General features: G+C 73.4%; 14 protein-coding genes. 6 read left to right on the plus strand and 8 right to left on the minus strand.

Annotated elements, in window-relative coordinates:
* Positions 1-245: 245 nt before the first annotated feature.
* The 3 genes from ACZ6JT_RS00395 to ACZ6JT_RS00405 all read left to right on the plus strand — a co-directional run bounded on the left by ACZ6JT_RS00395 (position 246) and on the right by ACZ6JT_RS00405 (position 2688).
* A complete protein-coding gene (locus ACZ6JT_RS00395) occupies positions 246-473 on the plus strand; it encodes an EF-hand domain-containing protein (RefSeq protein ID WP_469205649.1) in 228 nt (75 codons plus the stop codon).
* A 179-nt stretch (positions 474-652) separates the two neighbouring features.
* Positions 653-2020 carry a pyridoxal phosphate-dependent decarboxylase family protein gene (locus ACZ6JT_RS00400; protein WP_469205651.1) on the plus strand — a complete coding sequence of 456 codons (1368 nt, stop codon included), beginning with the start codon at positions 653-655 and terminating at the stop codon, positions 2018-2020.
* A gap of 152 nt (positions 2021-2172) precedes the next feature.
* The gene (locus ACZ6JT_RS00405) at positions 2173-2688 is read left to right on the plus strand and encodes a hypothetical protein (protein WP_469205653.1); all 516 of its coding nucleotides are present in this window, start codon (positions 2173-2175) and stop codon (positions 2686-2688) included.
* Positions 2689-2751: 63 nt separating this feature from the next.
* On the opposite strand, the gene ACZ6JT_RS00410 is transcribed toward ACZ6JT_RS00405, so the two are convergent.
* The 4 genes from ACZ6JT_RS00410 to ACZ6JT_RS00425 form a co-directional block, all read right to left on the minus strand.
* On the minus strand, positions 2752-3627 hold the full coding sequence (locus ACZ6JT_RS00410; protein WP_469205656.1) for an NADPH-dependent F420 reductase: 876 nt from the start codon (positions 3625-3627) through the stop codon (positions 2752-2754).
* A gap of 88 nt (positions 3628-3715) precedes the next feature.
* Positions 3716-4066, minus strand: a complete 351-nt coding sequence (locus ACZ6JT_RS00415; protein ID WP_469205658.1) for a hypothetical protein — start codon at positions 4064-4066, stop codon at positions 3716-3718.
* A 348-nt stretch (positions 4067-4414) separates the two neighbouring features.
* Entirely contained in the window at positions 4415-4918 is a 504-nt protein-coding gene (locus ACZ6JT_RS00420; protein ID WP_388477424.1) for a hypothetical protein, read from the minus strand.
* A gap of 122 nt (positions 4919-5040) precedes the next feature.
* Positions 5041-6054 carry an RNA ligase family protein gene (locus ACZ6JT_RS00425; protein ID WP_469205660.1) on the minus strand — a complete coding sequence of 338 codons (1014 nt, stop codon included), beginning with the start codon at positions 6052-6054 and terminating at the stop codon, positions 5041-5043.
* Positions 6055-6296: 242 nt separating this feature from the next.
* Here ACZ6JT_RS00425 and ACZ6JT_RS00430 point away from each other — a divergent pair, with 242 nt between their 5' ends.
* Complete coding sequence (locus ACZ6JT_RS00430) at positions 6297-6644, plus strand: hypothetical protein (protein ID WP_469205663.1); 348 nt, start codon at positions 6297-6299, stop codon at positions 6642-6644.
* Here the strand turns inward: ACZ6JT_RS00430 and ACZ6JT_RS00435 are convergent.
* Both ACZ6JT_RS00435 and ACZ6JT_RS00440 read right to left on the minus strand, forming a co-directional pair.
* Positions 6641-7555: an MBL fold metallo-hydrolase gene (locus ACZ6JT_RS00435; RefSeq protein WP_469205664.1), complete on the minus strand. Its 915-nt coding sequence runs from the start codon at positions 7553-7555 to the stop codon at positions 6641-6643. The genes ACZ6JT_RS00430 and ACZ6JT_RS00435 overlap by 4 nt on opposite strands.
* An 80-nt stretch (positions 7556-7635) precedes the next feature.
* Positions 7636-8889 (minus strand): MFS transporter, encoded by a 1254-nt coding sequence (locus tag ACZ6JT_RS00440; protein ID WP_469205666.1) that lies wholly within the window; start codon positions 8887-8889, stop codon positions 7636-7638.
* A gap of 142 nt (positions 8890-9031) precedes the next feature.
* Between ACZ6JT_RS00440 and ACZ6JT_RS00445 the strand changes: the two genes are divergently transcribed.
* Both ACZ6JT_RS00445 and ACZ6JT_RS00450 read left to right on the plus strand, forming a co-directional pair.
* The gene (locus ACZ6JT_RS00445) at positions 9032-9583 is read left to right on the plus strand and encodes a TetR/AcrR family transcriptional regulator (RefSeq protein WP_469208110.1); all 552 of its coding nucleotides are present in this window, start codon (positions 9032-9034) and stop codon (positions 9581-9583) included.
* A 68-nt stretch (positions 9584-9651) separates the two neighbouring features.
* Entirely contained in the window at positions 9652-10170 is a 519-nt protein-coding gene (locus tag ACZ6JT_RS00450; protein WP_469205668.1) for a GNAT family N-acetyltransferase, read from the plus strand.
* A gap of 23 nt (positions 10171-10193) precedes the next feature.
* On the opposite strand, the gene ACZ6JT_RS00455 is transcribed toward ACZ6JT_RS00450, so the two are convergent.
* Both ACZ6JT_RS00455 and ACZ6JT_RS00460 read right to left on the minus strand, forming a co-directional pair.
* Positions 10194-12833, minus strand: coding sequence for a SpoIIE family protein phosphatase (locus ACZ6JT_RS00455; protein WP_469205670.1), 2640 nt, complete (start codon positions 12831-12833; stop codon positions 10194-10196).
* A 242-nt stretch (positions 12834-13075) separates the two neighbouring features.
* Positions 13076-14983 (minus strand): VanW family protein, encoded by a 1908-nt coding sequence (locus ACZ6JT_RS00460; RefSeq protein ID WP_469205672.1) that lies wholly within the window; start codon positions 14981-14983, stop codon positions 13076-13078.
* Positions 14984-15025: the final 42 nt, after the last annotated feature.

Raw genomic sequence — 15025 nt, forward strand, 5'->3', positions numbered from 1 at the left:
GCGAACCGGCCCCGCCTAGGCCGTCTGTTTCGAATCTTGCCTCGCCCGCGCCGCCTGGCACCGCACCTCGCCGCGTTGTCGGGGCACCCAAGTACGTCCAGTACACGGGCGCCCCTCCGCCTTGCGATGCACGGCGGCTGGGGACACCTTCCAGCGGTAGCTGGGGGAACGACGCGGGCTTAACCGACAAGATCCAAAAGCTTTCGGCCTCGGACGCCGGCGGCCCCTCGGGGTCGCCGGAGGTGATGGCCGTACTGCATGCCCAGTTCCACGTGGCCGACCGTGACGGGGACGGATTGATGGACCGTCAGGAGTTTGTGTCGTGGCGGGTGTTCACGGGTGTCACGGCCGGGTCGGCGGAGGCCTCGTTCGCGCTGATCGACTCGGACGGGGACGGTGTGATCAGCTGGAACGACTTCAGCGGCGCGGCGCAGCGGCGCGGCCTGGGCGCGCTGCTGTACGGGCCGAGCTGAACCCTCACCCGCTCGCGCGCCGCCGCTCGGCGGCGCGCGGTCAGCGCAGGTCGAGTCGCGTGAGGACGCGGGGACGCCCGGCCGGCACCGGGGGCCGCACGGCGTCCGAGCACCGCGGAGTCGGCCGGCCCCGCGGTACCGGCTTGCGGGGCGGCGGCGCCTGTCCCATAGTCCGAGGTATGGACGCGCGCGAGGCGGCGTTGCGACGAGCACACGACCATGCCCTCCGCTGGCTGGCCAGCCTGTCCGACCGCCCGGTTCCCGCACGCGCTTCGGTCGACGAGATCGTGCGCGCGCTCGGAGCCGAACTCCCCGAGGGTCCCAGCGCCCCCGCCGACGTGGTCGATCTGCTGGCCACGGCCTGTGAGCCGGGGCTGACCGCGTTCCCCGGCGGCCGCTTCTACGGGTTCGTGATCGGGGGCACCGAACCGGCCGCGCTCGCCACGGACTGGCTGGTCAGCGCCTGGGACCAGAACTGCGTGATGCGCGCCGTCTCGCCCGCGTACACCGCGGCGGAGGACATCGCCGGCGCGTGGCTGCTGGGGCTGCTCGGCCTACCCGGTGACAGCGCGGTCGGCTTCACCACGGGTGCCACGATGGCGAACTTCACCTGCCTCGCCGCCGGGCGCGACGCGGTGCTGCGGAGCGCGGGCTGGGACGTCGCCCGTGACGGACTCGCGGGCGGGCCGCCCGTACGCGTCATCGCCGGTGAGGACCGGCACATGTCCGTCGACGTGGCGCTGCGCTACCTGGGTCTCGGCAGGCCCGAGCTGGTGCGGGCGGACGGGCAGGGCCGCATGGAGCCGGAGGCCCTGCGGGACCTCCTCGCGGACGGCGGCCGGGGCCCCACGATCGTGGTCCTCCAGGCCGGAGACATCCACTCCGGCGCCTTCGATCCCTTCGCCGAGACGATCCGGGCCGCTCGCGGGGCTGACGCGTGGGTGCACGTGGACGGCGCCTTCGGGCTGTGGGCGGCCGCCTCCCCCCGCCTCGCGCACCTGACCGAGGGCTGTGCGGATGCGGACTCCTGGGCGACGGACGCCCACAAGACGCTGAACGTTCCCTACGACTGCGGGCTCGCCATCGTGCGCGACCCGCTCGCGCTGCGGGCCGCGATGGGTGTGAGCGGCGACTACCTCATCCGGCACGAACACGGGGACCCCGCCGACAAGGTTCCCGAACTCTCCCGGCGCGGGCGGGCCTTCACCGTGTGGGCTGCGCTCAGGTCCCTCGGCCGGTCGGGGGTGGCCGACCTCGTCGACCGACTGTGCCGTCACGCCTCCGCGTTCGCCGACGGTATCGCCGCGATCGACGGCGCGAGCGTCCTCAACGACGTGGTGTTCACTCAGGTCTGCGCCGAGTTCGGCGGCGACGAGCGTACGGAGCGGGTCCTCGCCCGGCTGCTCGACGACGGAACGGCCTGGATCAGCGGCTCCACCTGGCACGGCCGGCGCATCATGCGGATCTCGGTGAGCAACTGGTCGACGACCGACGGGGATGTGACGCGCGCGCTCGACGCGATCCGGCGTGCGTGCGCCGGCGCCTGATTCGGAAGCCACCGCGCCGCGACCGGGCCGCGTGCCACCCCTCCTGCACGCCGGTGCGGTCACAGCACTAGCATCTTCCCGCTCCTGCGAAGACGTGGAAGAGCCTTCGGGACCGCGGTTCCAGCGGTCGGACAGAGAAGAGACGCGACACCGTGGTTCCGGAACGTTCGCCGCGCCGCGGCCTGATCCTGGGCCTGGCCATCACCCTCGGCTGCCTGTCCGGCCTCGGCCTGCTGGCCGGGTCGCTCTACCTGCTCTTCTACGGCTCGGAAGGCGCGTGTGAGGAGACAGGCGCACGGGAGCGGCTGGCGCGGGTGTCCGCGGCGGCGCCCGCCGCCGCGGCCGGGACCGCCCCCGTGGCGGAGCGGACCGGTGCGGAGTGCATGGACGACAGCGGGGATCCTTGGATGACCGCGAACAGCGTGTACGCCCACGGCGGGGACGTCCAGCCGCTGATCACCCACTACTGGGACGCCGCGAAGGCGGACGGATGGAAACCGGTGGGCACGCGGCGAGACGCCCCGGAGCGGTTCCGGAGCGTCTCGGGCATGTGTTTCCGCAAGGACCTGGCGGGCGAGCCGGCCCTGCTGCGGGTCGGGTCCGCAGGGCCCGGGGAAGTCCTCGTGGCCGTGGAGTCCGCGCTGGACGGATCCTCGATGGACTGCTGAACCGCGCCCCGGACGTCGCCCCCTGACTGTAGGTCAGTCGAGTGAGGTCAACCCCCTCGACGGTCAGCCCCGGAAGCCCTCGGGACGGACCGGGGAGGCTTCGGCGAGGGCCTTGGTGACCCCGTCGACGCCTTCGCGGAGTCCGTACACGGGGGTCTCGGGCTGCTGGCGCCAGGAGTCGTCGATGCCTCCGGCGTCCACGGTGTCAAAGCCGAGCTCCTCGATGAGGGCGCGGACGGCCTTCTTCGCCGCCTCGTCGTCGCCCGCGACGGGCAAAGCGATCCGGTCGGGCGCGCCGGCCGGGCGGTGCCGGTCGAGGATGTCCTGCGCGTAGGTGCCGTTGAAGGCCTTGATGACGGGGTGTCCGAGCTGCCGCTCGGTCCAGCGGCTCTCGGTCAGGCCCTCGTCCTCGACGCCGGCGATCCGGCCGTCGCGCTGCTGGGGGTAGTAGTTGTTGGTGTCGATGACGGCGAAGCCCTGGGCCGCCTCGTCGAAGAGGCCGGCGGGCAGGTCCGGCACGTTCTTGAAGGGGATGGTCACCACGACGATCTCCGCTCCGCGCGCCGCTTCCGCCACGGTCACGGGGGTGGCGCCGGTCTCCTCCGCGAGGGCCGACAGGGTCTCGGGGCCGCGCGAGTTCGCCACGGAGACGTCGTGCCCGAGGGCGGTGAGCCGGCGGGTGAGGTTGCCGCCGATGTTGCCCGCGCCGATGATGCCGATCTTCATGAGCTCTCCTGTGCCTGCTGGGTCGGTGTCGCGCTCGTGCCAACTTCCGGCGTCGGCGCGGCATTCCGGTCCCGGCCTGCTGTCCCCCGCAAGAGCGACTGGATCGCGCCGCGGCAGGAGGGCCGATCGGCGTCCCGGGCCGTCCGTGACATGCCCGATGCATCCACCGGCGTGACTTTCCGGCCATTTCCAAGCCCTCAGCCCAGCGAACATCGCCGACTTCTACGGTACCTACGTCGACGTTCCGCTGCGGTGGAAGGTCGCGTCCACGGGCAGCGGCACCGAACGGGCGCACGGACGTTCAGTGGATGACGCTGAAGCTGCGCCAGGGCAGGCTTTCGGGTGCCGTCACGTTCGAGAGGGTGGTGGCCACGTAGATGCCGTCCGCGCGGTCGGTCTTCCGGCAGTCCTCCGTGCGGTACAGCACGATGTCGACGAGGGTGTTGTTCTCCACGTGGGTGGCGCCCTTGGGGATGGCGATCTTGTGGCATCCCACGACCGGGGTGTTCGCGTAGCTCAGCTCGACCGGCGAGTCGTGGCCGCGGAAGGTGAGCACGCCGACGGTTCCCCGACCCAGGCCCGAGCAGGCGGTGGCCGACAGCAGCAGCGCTGCGGTCCCCGCGAGGATGCTGATACGTCGCCTGTGGGACATGGTGCGGTCCTCGTCTGTGCGGTGGTGGCGGTCCTTGCACACAGCGTGGCCCGGCCGGACGCGCGTGGCTCGCGCTGCTCGGCCGACCGGATGAACGCGGGCGGCGGATGGCGGGTGGGAGACACCCGCGCGGGGGATCCCTCCGGGCCGACGCGTAACCACGGCGCCGGTGAATCGTTTCTGTATCTGTCGCAGATACACAACCGCGTCCCCCGCGGCGTCAGCGGCACGAGGGTCCGGGGAAGTCCATCACTCCCCGGGCCCTCGGCTCCTCCCCCGGCCGGCGGGACCGGACGCCTGGTTGGGCCCGTCCGGTCACCGCCCCCGCGTTCGGCGGCGCCGAAGCGGTCAGCGGCCGCGGCGGTTGTCGTAGACGGTGAGGGACAGCGCCTTCATCGCGGTCTCGGCCCGCTTCGCGTCCAGGCCCTCGTCGATGGCTTCGAGGGCGGCCGCCGCCGAGGTCTGCACCGGGTGCGGCAGACCCTCGTAGGCGGCGATCCGGTAGGCCATCGTGCGACGGGCCGTACGCTCGGCCTCGGTCACCCCGTCGGGGGTGAGGGGGAAGACGGCGGCCTGGTACGTCGCGATGCACACCAGGGTCGCGTCGGAGAGGCCCTCCGCGTAGCCGTCCGCCGGAACGGCGTCCTCGCGCTCGGGCCGGAGGAAGGCGAAGACCTGGCGACGCGAGAGGAAGGCACCCGTGCCGGCGCCCAGGCCGGCCGCGCCCGCGCAGACCAGCGCCATCAGCCGGCCGGACAGGAGCAACCCGAGGCAGGCTCCCGCGACCGCACCGCACGTCACCAGGACGAAGGTGATCATCAGGTGGATGCGCTGGGCGGGCGGGGACTCCATGCCAGCAGTATGCACAGCGCCGGCGGGCCGCTCGGCGCCACCCCGGCCGGCCCGGCGCCCCGGTCCGGGCCGCCCCCGTCCGGGCCACCACCGGCCGCGATGCGGCGTATCCGGCATGGCGCTCAGCCCCTGCGGTCGGCTGCGTCGAACGCCGCCAGGGACAGGGCTCCGGCGTGCAGGCAGTCCTCCAGCGCGCGCCGCGTCGCCCCGTCCAGTCCGCCCAGCGCCTCCGCCACCTCCTCGGTGGCGTCCCGGGCTATCTCGGCGGCCAGTTCTCCGGGCGGCGTACGGGGTCCCAGCTTGCTCACCGCCGACGCGGCCCGGGCCGGAGTGAGCAGGCCGGTGCCGTGCGCCAGCAGCCAGCCGGGAACACCGGCCGCGCCGTCCGCGGGCGCCCGGTAGGGGCGCGAGCCGTCGAACCGTTCGTCCTCGGCGAAGGCGGGCTGCTTGAACTTGGCCATGGGCCGCCCGGACTCCCCGGTCCCCCCGGCGGGCTTGACGACCAGGCCCTCCGCGAGATTTTCCGGCAGCGGGGGCAGGCCCAGCAGGGCGGGCAGCCGGGTGGGGAAGAGCACGGGCAGTTCCTGGAGCCGGGCGATCGGGCCCTCGGCCAGCAGCGGCACGCAGAGCAGTCCGGCCGCGTCCGCCGCCGCGCGCAGCGTCCGGTCGGCGACCCAGCGCGGGCAGTCCCCGTCCCCGTCCCCGTGGGCGATGGTCGCGTCGAAGGGCAGCCACAGCAGGTCGGGGGCGTACCAGACGCCGGTCTGTACGGGCTCGGCGCCCTGCGTCGGCGGGACGTCGGGGTGGGGGTAGCGACCGCCCGCGAGTTCGCCGTAGAGGGTCACGACCGCCGTGGCCGGCGCCCCGCAGTCCGCACGCAGGGCCTGCGCGCAGCGGATCGCGGCGACCGCCAGGGCGGGCCAGATCCGGCCGACGCCGAAGAACTCGTCCAGCCCGGTGTCGGCGAGGAGTTCTCGCCGCTTGGCCGGATGCGCGCCCGCCTCGTCGCACACGATGGCGAAGTTGGCGCCGTGGATCTTCTCGTGGGCGACCCAGTTCCGTCCGCGGACCTCGCCCAGTCGGCGGTTCGCGGGGATCTTCGGATACGGAGACCAGGGGCGGGGTTCGGGGTGCACCGCGCGATGGTAGCGAGCACCGCGGGGGCGGAGCACGGGATTTCCGCGTCGGCCGATCGCGGTCCGGCCCACGCCCACGCCCATGCCCACGCCCTCGCAACCGGGCCGGGCGCCGGATCCGGAGCCGGAGCCGGAGCCGGAGCCGGAGCCGGAGCCCGGAAAGCATCCCGGCTGCGACGTGGCTGGTCGGCGCCTTCTAGTGTGGCCACGACAACCGACCGGCGCGGAAGGGGAATCCGGACGTGTTCGCTGTGATCTACCGGTGGCGGCTGCGCCCGGGCCTGGAGCAGCAGTTCGCCGACGGCTGGCACCGGGTGACGGCTGCCATCCACGCGCGGTGCGGCTCGTACGGCTCGCGGCTGCACCGGGCGGACGACGGCACCTGGGTCGCGTACGCCCGCTGGCCCGACGAACAGACGCGTGAACGGTGTTCGGCGCCCGACCCGCAGGGGGTGGCCATGATGCTGGAGGCGATCGCGGAGCGCTACCCGGAGACCCGGCTGCAGATCGTCGACGACCTGCTCGCCGAGCCCGAGCCCGAGCCGGAGCCCGAGCCGGAGCCCGAGCCGGAGCCCGAGCCGCTTCGCTAGTGCTTGTCGGCCGGGACGGGCGCGAGCCGGTAGGTGCCCTCGTGGGAGACGACACGGCCCGCGGTGGGCGGCGCGAAGTGGGTGCCGAGCAGGAGGGCGTCCGTGCGGGCGAGCGCGTCGAGCAGCGTGCGGCGCGACGTCTCGGACCGTGCCGGGTCGATGTCGACGCAGGCTCCGATGGCGGGGTGGGCCAGCTGGACGGGGTGGTGGATGCAGTCACCGGTGATCACGGCGGTCCGGCCGCGGCTGGTCAGCTCGACGGCGACGTGGCCGGGGGTGTGGCCGGGCGTGGGGAGCAGGCGTAGGTGCCGGGTGAGGGCGGCGCCCTCGGCGGGGACGTCGACGAGGTCGAGCAGTCCCGCCTCCTCCACCGGGATCACGGAGTCGACGAACATCTGCCTGCGCGCCCCGTCCATGTCGTACCCGGCCCAGAACTCCCTCTCCGTGCGGGACGTGACGTAGCGGGCGCGGGGGAAGGTCGGGACCCACTCTCCGTTCACCTCGCGCGTGTTCCAGCCGACGTGGTCGGCGTGCAGGTGGGTGAGGACCACCAGGTCGACCGTTTCCGGAGGGAAGCCGGCGGCGGTGAGGCGCTGGAGGTAGTCGGTGTTCAGGTCGTGCCAGGCGGGGTTGGCGCGCTCCTTCCCGTTGCCGATGCCGGTGTCCACCAGGACGCGCAGCCCGTCGACGGTGAAGGCGAAGCTGTGGCTGTCGATGTGCAGGACGCCGTCGTCGTCGGCGAAGTGGGGGCGCAGCCAGTCCTGGCCGGCTACGACGGCGGGGGTGGCGTCCGGCAGCAGCCACGGTCCGGTGGCGGGCGGCAGCAGGGTCTCGTCGATGCGGTGGACGGTGACGTCTCCCACGGTCCAGGCGGGGATGGCGGTCGGGCGGGCGGCCGGCGGAGCGCTCATGACGATTCGTTTCCTCGGTGTGTCGTGACGGACGGGCGGCTGGTCGGTCGGGTCGGGCGATCGGGTTACGGGAGGCCGGGTTACGGGAGGTCGTCCGGTGTGCCGCGGACGTCCCTGTGCCGTGCTGCGGCGAGTGCTCCCAGGGCCGCGGCGGCGAGCAGGGCGGTGGCGACGGCGTAGGCGTGGGTGGCGGTGGCCAGTCCGTAGCGCTGGGTGGCGGCGCCCGCGGCGATGGCGGGCAGGCTCATGGAGAGGTAGCTGAGGACGTAGTACGCGGCCAGGGTCGCCGCCCGCTCGTGTTCGCGGAGCCCGGTGAGCGTCATGCGCAGCGCCCCCTGGGAGACGGCGCCGAAGGCGATTCCGGCCAGGGCCGCGCCACCGTGGACGGCGGGCAGGCCGGCGCCGTGCAGACCGCCCAGGGCCAGCGCGCCGGCGGGCAGGACGGCCAGGCTTCCGCCGGTGACCGCGGCACGCGGGGCCGAGCGCCGCAGCGTCCACACGGTGAGCGTGGCCGCGGCGGTGAGCGTGAAGAAGACCATGCCGCCGGCCGACTGCGGGGCGGCGGGGGCCACGAGGTGCACGAGTGACGGGCCGAGGGAGGAGTAGAAGCCGCCCAGGGCCCAGATGGCGACGACGGCGGTGCCGGCCACCAGGATGGCGCGGCGCGCCGGCGGGGCGACGGCGAGCCGCGGGCGCAGCGAGCGCAGGGCGCCGGCGTGCGGGTGGGCCGTCTCCGCGGTGAAGGAGACCGCGACCGCCTGGGCGGCGAACAGGACCGCCGGCACCAGGTACACGCCGACCGCGCCGGCGGGGGCGAGGAGGGAGGAGACCAGCACGCCGACGGCCATGCCCGCGACCGGCGCGATGCTGTTGGTCAGGGCCGACCGCCCCGGACGCAGAGGGTCCTCCAGGTCGAGGAGGGCCGCTCCCGCGGCGCTCGTGGCCGTGCCGGTGGCCGCTCCCTGCAGGATCCGGGCGGTGATCAGATCACCGGCTCCGTCGGCCGTGGCCAGCAGGAGCATGGACACGGCTCCCAGGGCCAGGGCGCCGGCCAGGACGGGGCGGCGTCCGAGGTGGTCGGAGAGGGATCCGGTGGCGAGCAGGGCCAGCAGCAGCGCGAGCGCGTAGGCGCTGAACACCACGGTGATGGTGAGCGCGGACAGTCCCCAGGCGTCCTGGTAGCGGGGGTAGAGCGGGGTGGGCGCGCTGGAGGCCGCGAGGAGGGTGACCAGGACGGAGGCGTTCAGGGCGAAGGACGCCGTGCGGCCGCCGGTGTTTCCGCGGACGGCTCGGTGGGATAACGGCGCGGGTGCGGGTGGCGTAACGGCGGGCATGGGCAGACTCCTTGGCGCTAAACGCAATCGGTTCGCTTTAACTCACCGTAAAGTCATACGGCCGACTAAAGCAATCCCTTCGCTTTAACAGCGCAGACTAGAAGCAATGATTTTGCGTTAAGGTGGATGAGTGAGCAGGCAGATGGTGCGCCCCGGCGGGCGCAGCGCCCGGGTCCAGGCGTCGGTGCACACCGCGGTACGTGAACTCACCGCGGAGCTGGGCCGGGACGCCCTGACGGTTCCGATGATCGCCCAGCGTGCGGGCGTGACCCCGTCGACGGTCTACCGTCGCTGGGGCGACCTGCAGGAGCTGTTGTCGGACGTGGCGGTCGAACGTCTGCGCCCCGAGACCGCGCCCGAGGACCACGGCGCCCTGTCGGCCGACCTGACGCACTGGGCCGAGCAGTTCCTCGACGAGATGTCCTCCCCCGCCGGCCGCGCCTACGTCCGCGACGCCCTGCTCGGCGGTCCGGACGGCAGCAACGCCGGCCGGTGTTCCGCCTACGCGGCCGAACAGATCGGCGTCATCCTCACCCGCGCCACCGAACGCGGGGAGCGGACGCCCGACGTCGAAACGGTCATCGACCAGATCGTCGCCCCCCTCATGTACCGCCTCCTCTTCCGCCCCCAGGGGCTCGACATCGCATACGCACACCGCCTCGTGACGGCGGCCCTCGACCCGACGCCCCCCTGACGCCCGCGCCCCTCCGCACCCCGGGAAACCCGGTTCGCCCCGAGGCACCCGTGGCCTATCGTGGCGCGATGATGCATGTACGGGACATGGATGCGGCCGACATCGAGGCCGTTTCGACGATCCGCGTCCGGGGGTGGCAGGCGGCGTACGCCGGCATCGTTCCCCAGACGTACTTGGACGCGATGACGGTCGAGGCCGATGCGAACATGCAACGGCGCCGGTTCTCCCAGTCCCGCGGGGAGTCGATCGACCTCGTGGCGCACGGCGAGCACGGACCGGTTGTCGGGTGGGTCTGCTTCGGGCCGTGTCGGAGTCCGGTTCCGGGCCCGCAGCGGGTCGCCGAGGTCTACGCCCTGTACGTCTCACCGGACCTGATCGGCCAGGGCATCGGCCGGAGGCTCCTCGGCGAGGCCCATTCCCGGATGGAGGCCCACGGGTTCGGGACGTCGGCCCTGTGGGTTCTGCGCGACAACCGTCGAGCCCGGGACTTCTACGAGCGGGCCGGCTACCGGGCCGATGGGGCGGCTCAGGAGGACGTCTACGACGAGGTCACGCTCGGGGAGCTCCGCTACCGGCGCGGGCTCTGACTTCCCGGGGGGCGAACAGGGACTCAGAGGGGGTCCACGTCCAGGAAGGCGGCGATCGCGGGTTCGGCGCCGCCCGGGGTGCCGGGGAGGAGCAGTTCCGCCCAGATGACCTTGCCCTCGGGGGTGTAGCGCGTGCCCCAGTGTTCGCTGAGCTGGGCCACCAGGAACAGCCCGCGGCCGCCCTCGTCCGTCGTGGCGGCGTACCGCAGGTGGGGGGCGGTGCTGCTGCCGTCCCACACCTCGCAGGTCAGGGTGTGGTCGTGGAGGAGGCGGACGCGCACCGGTTCGCTGCCGTGGCGCAGGGCGTTGGTGATCAGTTCGCTGAGGATCAGTTCCGTCGCGAAGCCCAGTTCGGACAGGCCCCACTCGTCGAGCTTCTTCGCCGCGACGCTGCGCATCGCGCCGACCGCGCTCGGTTCGAACGGCACGTCCCACTGCGCGACCCGGTCCGGGCCGAGGGTCCGCGTCCGCGCGATGAGCAGCGCCACGTCATCGGTGGGCCGGGGCGGCAGCAGCATGTCGAGCACGGCCCGGCAGCTGTCCTGCGGGGCTCGGTCGGGATGGCTCAGGGCCGCCCGCAGCAGCTCCAGTCCCTCGCCGATGTCCCGGGTCCGCTCCTCGACCAGACCGTCCGTGTAGAGGACGAGCTGGCTGCCCTCCTCCAGGTCCAGCTCCGCGGTCTCGAACGGCATCCCGCCGAGCCCCAGCGGGGGTCCGGCCGGCAGTTCCACGATCTCCGTCGTGCCGTCGGGGGCGACGACCAGGGGCGGCAGGTGCCCCGCCCGCGCCACCGTGCAGCGCTGGGACACCGGGTCGTAGATCGCGTAGAGGCAGGTGGCGCCCATGATCCCGCCCCCGCCGTTCGTGTCGTCGCCGTCCCCGTCGCGGTCGTGGTCGATGCGCTGTACGAGGTCGTCGAGCCGGGCGAGGATTTCGTCGGGCGGCAGGTCGAGGGAGGAGAAGTTGTGCACCGCCGTGCGCAGCCGTCCCATGGTGGCGGCGGCGTGCAGGCCGTGTCCGACGACGTCTCCGACGACCAGCGCGACCCGGCCGCCCGGGAGCGGGATCACGTCGAACCAGTCGCCGCCCACTCCGGACTGCGCGGGCAGGTAGAAGTGCGCCACGTCCATGGCGCTCTGTTCGGGCAGGGCGCGCGGCAGCAGGCTGCGCTGGAGCGTGACGGCGAGGGCGTGCTCGCGCGTGTAGCGGCGGGCGTTGTCCATGCTGACGGCGGCGCGGGCGACCAGTTCCTCGGCCAGCGACAGCTCGTCCTCGTCGAAGGGCTCCTTCTTCTCCGACCGCCAGAAGTTGACCACGCCGAGTACGACGCCGCGGGCCATGAGGGGGGCCGCGATGAGCGAGTGGATCCCGTACTCGACGATGGCCTGCGCGCGGGGCGGGTCCTGGGCCTGCCAGCCCGGCGCGTCGGCCAGGTCGGTGACGAGTTCCGCGCGGCCGGTGCCGTAGCCGCGTGCCTGCGGGGTGGACGGCAGGAAGTCGATCAGCTGGCCGACCGGGTAGAGCGGATGGTCGGACCGGATGCCGCTGACCGCCGTGCGCCGCATGTCGGCGCCCGGGGCGGGCTCGTCGCCGTCGAGCACCTGGTCCGCCAGGTCGACCGTGACGTAGTCCGCGAACCGGGGGACGGCGACGGCCGCCAGCTCCTCGGCCGTCCGCACCACGTCGAGGCTGGTGCCGACGTCGCCGCCCGCGTCGTAGAGCAGCTTGAGGCGCCTGCGGGCCGTCTCGGCCCGGGCGGTCAGCACCCGCATCTCGGTGGAGTCGCGGATGGTGACCGCGCTGCCCTCCGGCCGGCCCCGGGGGTGGGTGGGCCGCTGGTTGACCACGAGCAGCCGGTCCCCGCTCTCCAGGACCTCGTCGGTGGCCGTCCGGCCGGAGAGCAGCAGGTCCGCCATCCGGCGGTCCAGGCCCGGCACGTCCGCGATGTGACGTCCGTCGGCGTCCTCCGGCAGCCCGAGCAGCCGTTTGGCCTCGTCGTTCGCCAGCAGGAGCCGTCCGTCACCGTCGGTGATCAGCACCCCCTCGCGGACGGCGTGGAGCACCGCGTCGTGGTGCTCGTACATGCGGGTCATCTCCTGCGTGCCGAGCCCGTGGGTCTGGCGGCGCAGACGTCTGCTGATCAGGGCCGTGCCGACGGTCGCCAGGGCCAGGCCGGTGGCGATGGCCAGGAGGATGACGGGGAGCTGGCGGTCGACGACGCCGGTCACGTTCTTCACGGTCAGGCCGGCCGAGACCAGGGCGACGACCTTGCCGTCCTGGTCCTTGACCGGAACGATGGCCTGGATCTCCTTGCCGAGGGGGCCCTGCACGCTTTCGGTGTGGACCTTGCCCGCGAGGGAGGGCTCGATGGTGCCGACGAACCGTTTCCCGATGCGGTCGGGCTGGGGATGGCTGTAGCGGATGCCGTTGGTGTCCATCACGACGATGAAGTCCACGCCTGCGGCCTTGCGCGTCTCCTCCGCACGGGGTTGCAGGACCTCGGACGGGTTGGACCTCTTCAGCGCGTCCTCCAGGCCCAGGGAGTGGGCGAAGGTCTCGGCCACGGACACCGAGCGGTTGCGCGCCTCCCGGTCGATGTCGTGGCGCGACTGGAGTACGAGGGCCAGGAGTGCCCCGGCCGCGAGCAACACCACGATCGCCACCTGGAGGACGAATACCTGTCCGGCGACGCTCCTGGTTCTGTTGCCTAGCGGTGACCGCACCGACGTGCCCGGCACGGGTGGCGAGGAATGGTCACGAACCCAGTTGTAGCACTTCCGGGCCGCCATGGCTCCCATCGCGCACGGCGCGCGCCGGATCTGTCACACCTCGTCCTGGACGGGCGGTCGGTGCGACGGGGTTCCGCCGAGGGCGGTCGGGCCGCCCCCGGCCGTGCCGGAGGGGCCTACGGGGTACGCGGCGCCGGCGCGGCCTGGGCCATCCCGGCGGCCGGGCGGGGCTCGGGCGTCCGGCGCGGCTCGGGGGTCCGGCGCGGCTCGGGGGTCCGCTCGGCCGCCTGGGTTCCCGGTGCCTGTGAGGCGCCCGGGGTCGGCGGGGTTCCCGGTGCCACCGGGGCGCCCGGGGTGGGCGAGGCCTCCGGGGTACAGGTCACCTCGTCGCGCGGGGTGTAGTGGGTCTTGAACTCCTCGTGCCTGACCTCCTTCCCGCCCTGGACGAAGACACGGCCGACGGCCACGTCGAAGCCCTCGAGCGGGGTCTGGACCTCGCACGTCGGCCCGCTGCCCGTCCGCTTGGCGGGCGGGGTGACGTTCGTGCGCGGCCCCTTGGTCGCACGTATCTCGTCGTACTTCTTCGTGCCGAGGAGGGAGATGGTCAGCGAGGTGTCGGTGGACCGGGCCTGGATGTAGAGGGGGTGCCCGGAGTCGTTGACCCAGCGCAGGTCGAGGGTGCCCCAGGCGACGGTGGCTTCCCGGCCCTCGGGGTACCGCTCGATGTAGAAGGAGTGGGCGCCGTGCTCGACGGGCTTGACCCCCGCGAAGAAGACCGCGTTGTACATGGTGGTGGCGACCGCCGAGACGCCTCCGCCGGGCGATTTCACGTACTGACCGTCGTTGATCATGATGCCGTCGACGAAGCCGTTCTCGGGGGTGCGCTCGCCGACCGTCCGGTTGAAGCTCCACTCCTCCCCCGGCATGACGACGGAGCCGTTGATGAGCTCCACGGCGCGCCCGATGTTGGTGGCGCGGTACGGGGCGGCCGGGAACTCGACGGTGAAGGAGGAGACCTTCTCCTTGATGCCGAGGCGCCGCGCCTCCTCGGCGGACAGCTCCGGCTGGACGGCCACGGTGGCGACCTCGCCGCTGCGGGCGGCGCCCGAGCGGGTCAGCAGGGGCAGCACGGCCTTGCCGAGTGCCGCCTCCGTGACCTGCCGGCCCTCGCGGCCCGGATCGGCGATGACCACCCTGCCGTCCGTGTCGAGACGGGGCACGGCGTCGCGCGGTGCCGAGGTGACCGCCCCGAGGGGGCGGGCCACGGCGGGGTCGGCGAGCAGGGCCTTGGAGTCCAGGGCCGGGACGAGACGGCCCTGGGCGTCGGGCCGCATCTTCAGGTGCTCGCCGAGGACGCCGGGGCCTATGGACAGGCGCTGCCCGGCGACGGTGAGGTTGACGGGCCCGGACATCGCGGGCTGCGCGAACTGGCGCATGGCCCGTCCGGTCTCCTCGGCGCCGATGCGGGGCTGGGTGCGGTCGACGGGCATCACGACGGGGCCGGCGGCCGGCCGCAGGTAGGCCGTGCGGAGGGTGTCGAGGGCCCCGTCCTCGACGAGGGTGACGCCCTGCTGCGGGGCGACGGCCTTCGCCGCGCCCTTCTCGAACGTGATCGCCCCGTCGCGGGCCTGCTGCCCGGCGGCAGCGGCGATGCGGTCGACCGCGGCCCGGGCGGTCTGCTCGTTCATCCGGATCACCGGCTCGACGGCGCGGTCGCCGGAGGCGAAGAGCCGGCCGATGACGGTGGCCGGGCCGTAACCGGTCCGGACGGCGTGGTCGACGGTCGCGGTGGTGTCGAGCGAGAGCCCGAGCGCGGCGGGGTCGGCCTTCTCCACGCGGTCGCCGATCTTCATGGCGACCGGTGCCGCGGCGGCGGGCCCGAGCGCATGCGTGAGCTTGCGCTGAGCCTGCTCCCGGCTCATTCCGCCGATGTCCACTCCCAGGACGCTCGTGCCCTGGTCGATGTCACCGCCGGCCACGAGGCCGGTGACGTAGAGGCCGCCGCCGAGTCCGAGTACGACGGCGCCGCCCGCCAGCGGCAGGGCGATACGTCGGTTGGAGGTCCAGTTGGCCACGCGTCCCATGTCTCTCCCACGGCGCCTACCGGTCAAGCGGATGGCGCGGGC

The organism is Streptomyces sp. NPDC046308 (assembly GCF_055588065.1).

Bases quoted from the DNA above. Each gene is read 5' to 3' on its own strand.
- ACZ6JT_RS00460 (WP_469205672.1), bottom strand. From the start codon at position 14,983: ATGGGACGCGTGGCCAACTGGACCTCCAACCGACGTATCGCCCTGCCG.
- ACZ6JT_RS00410 (WP_469205656.1), bottom strand. From the start codon at position 3,627: ATGTTCGCTGGGCTGAGGGCTTGGAAATGGCCGGAAAGTCACGCCGGT.
- ACZ6JT_RS00445 (WP_469208110.1), top strand. From the start codon at position 9,032: ATGGTGCGCCCCGGCGGGCGCAGCGCCCGGGTCCAGGCGTCGGTGCAC.
- ACZ6JT_RS00395 (WP_469205649.1), top strand. From the start codon at position 246: ATGGCCGTACTGCATGCCCAGTTCCACGTGGCCGACCGTGACGGGGAC.
- ACZ6JT_RS00440 (WP_469205666.1), bottom strand. From the start codon at position 8,889: ATGCCCGCCGTTACGCCACCCGCACCCGCGCCGTTATCCCACCGAGCC.
- ACZ6JT_RS00420 (WP_388477424.1), bottom strand. From the start codon at position 4,918: ATGGAGTCCCCGCCCGCCCAGCGCATCCACCTGATGATCACCTTCGTC.
- ACZ6JT_RS00400 (WP_469205651.1), top strand. From the start codon at position 653: ATGGACGCGCGCGAGGCGGCGTTGCGACGAGCACACGACCATGCCCTC.
- ACZ6JT_RS00415 (WP_469205658.1), bottom strand. From the start codon at position 4,066: ATGTCCCACAGGCGACGTATCAGCATCCTCGCGGGGACCGCAGCGCTG.
- ACZ6JT_RS00450 (WP_469205668.1), top strand. From the start codon at position 9,652: ATGATGCATGTACGGGACATGGATGCGGCCGACATCGAGGCCGTTTCG.
- ACZ6JT_RS00435 (WP_469205664.1), bottom strand. From the start codon at position 7,555: ATGAGCGCTCCGCCGGCCGCCCGCCCGACCGCCATCCCCGCCTGGACC.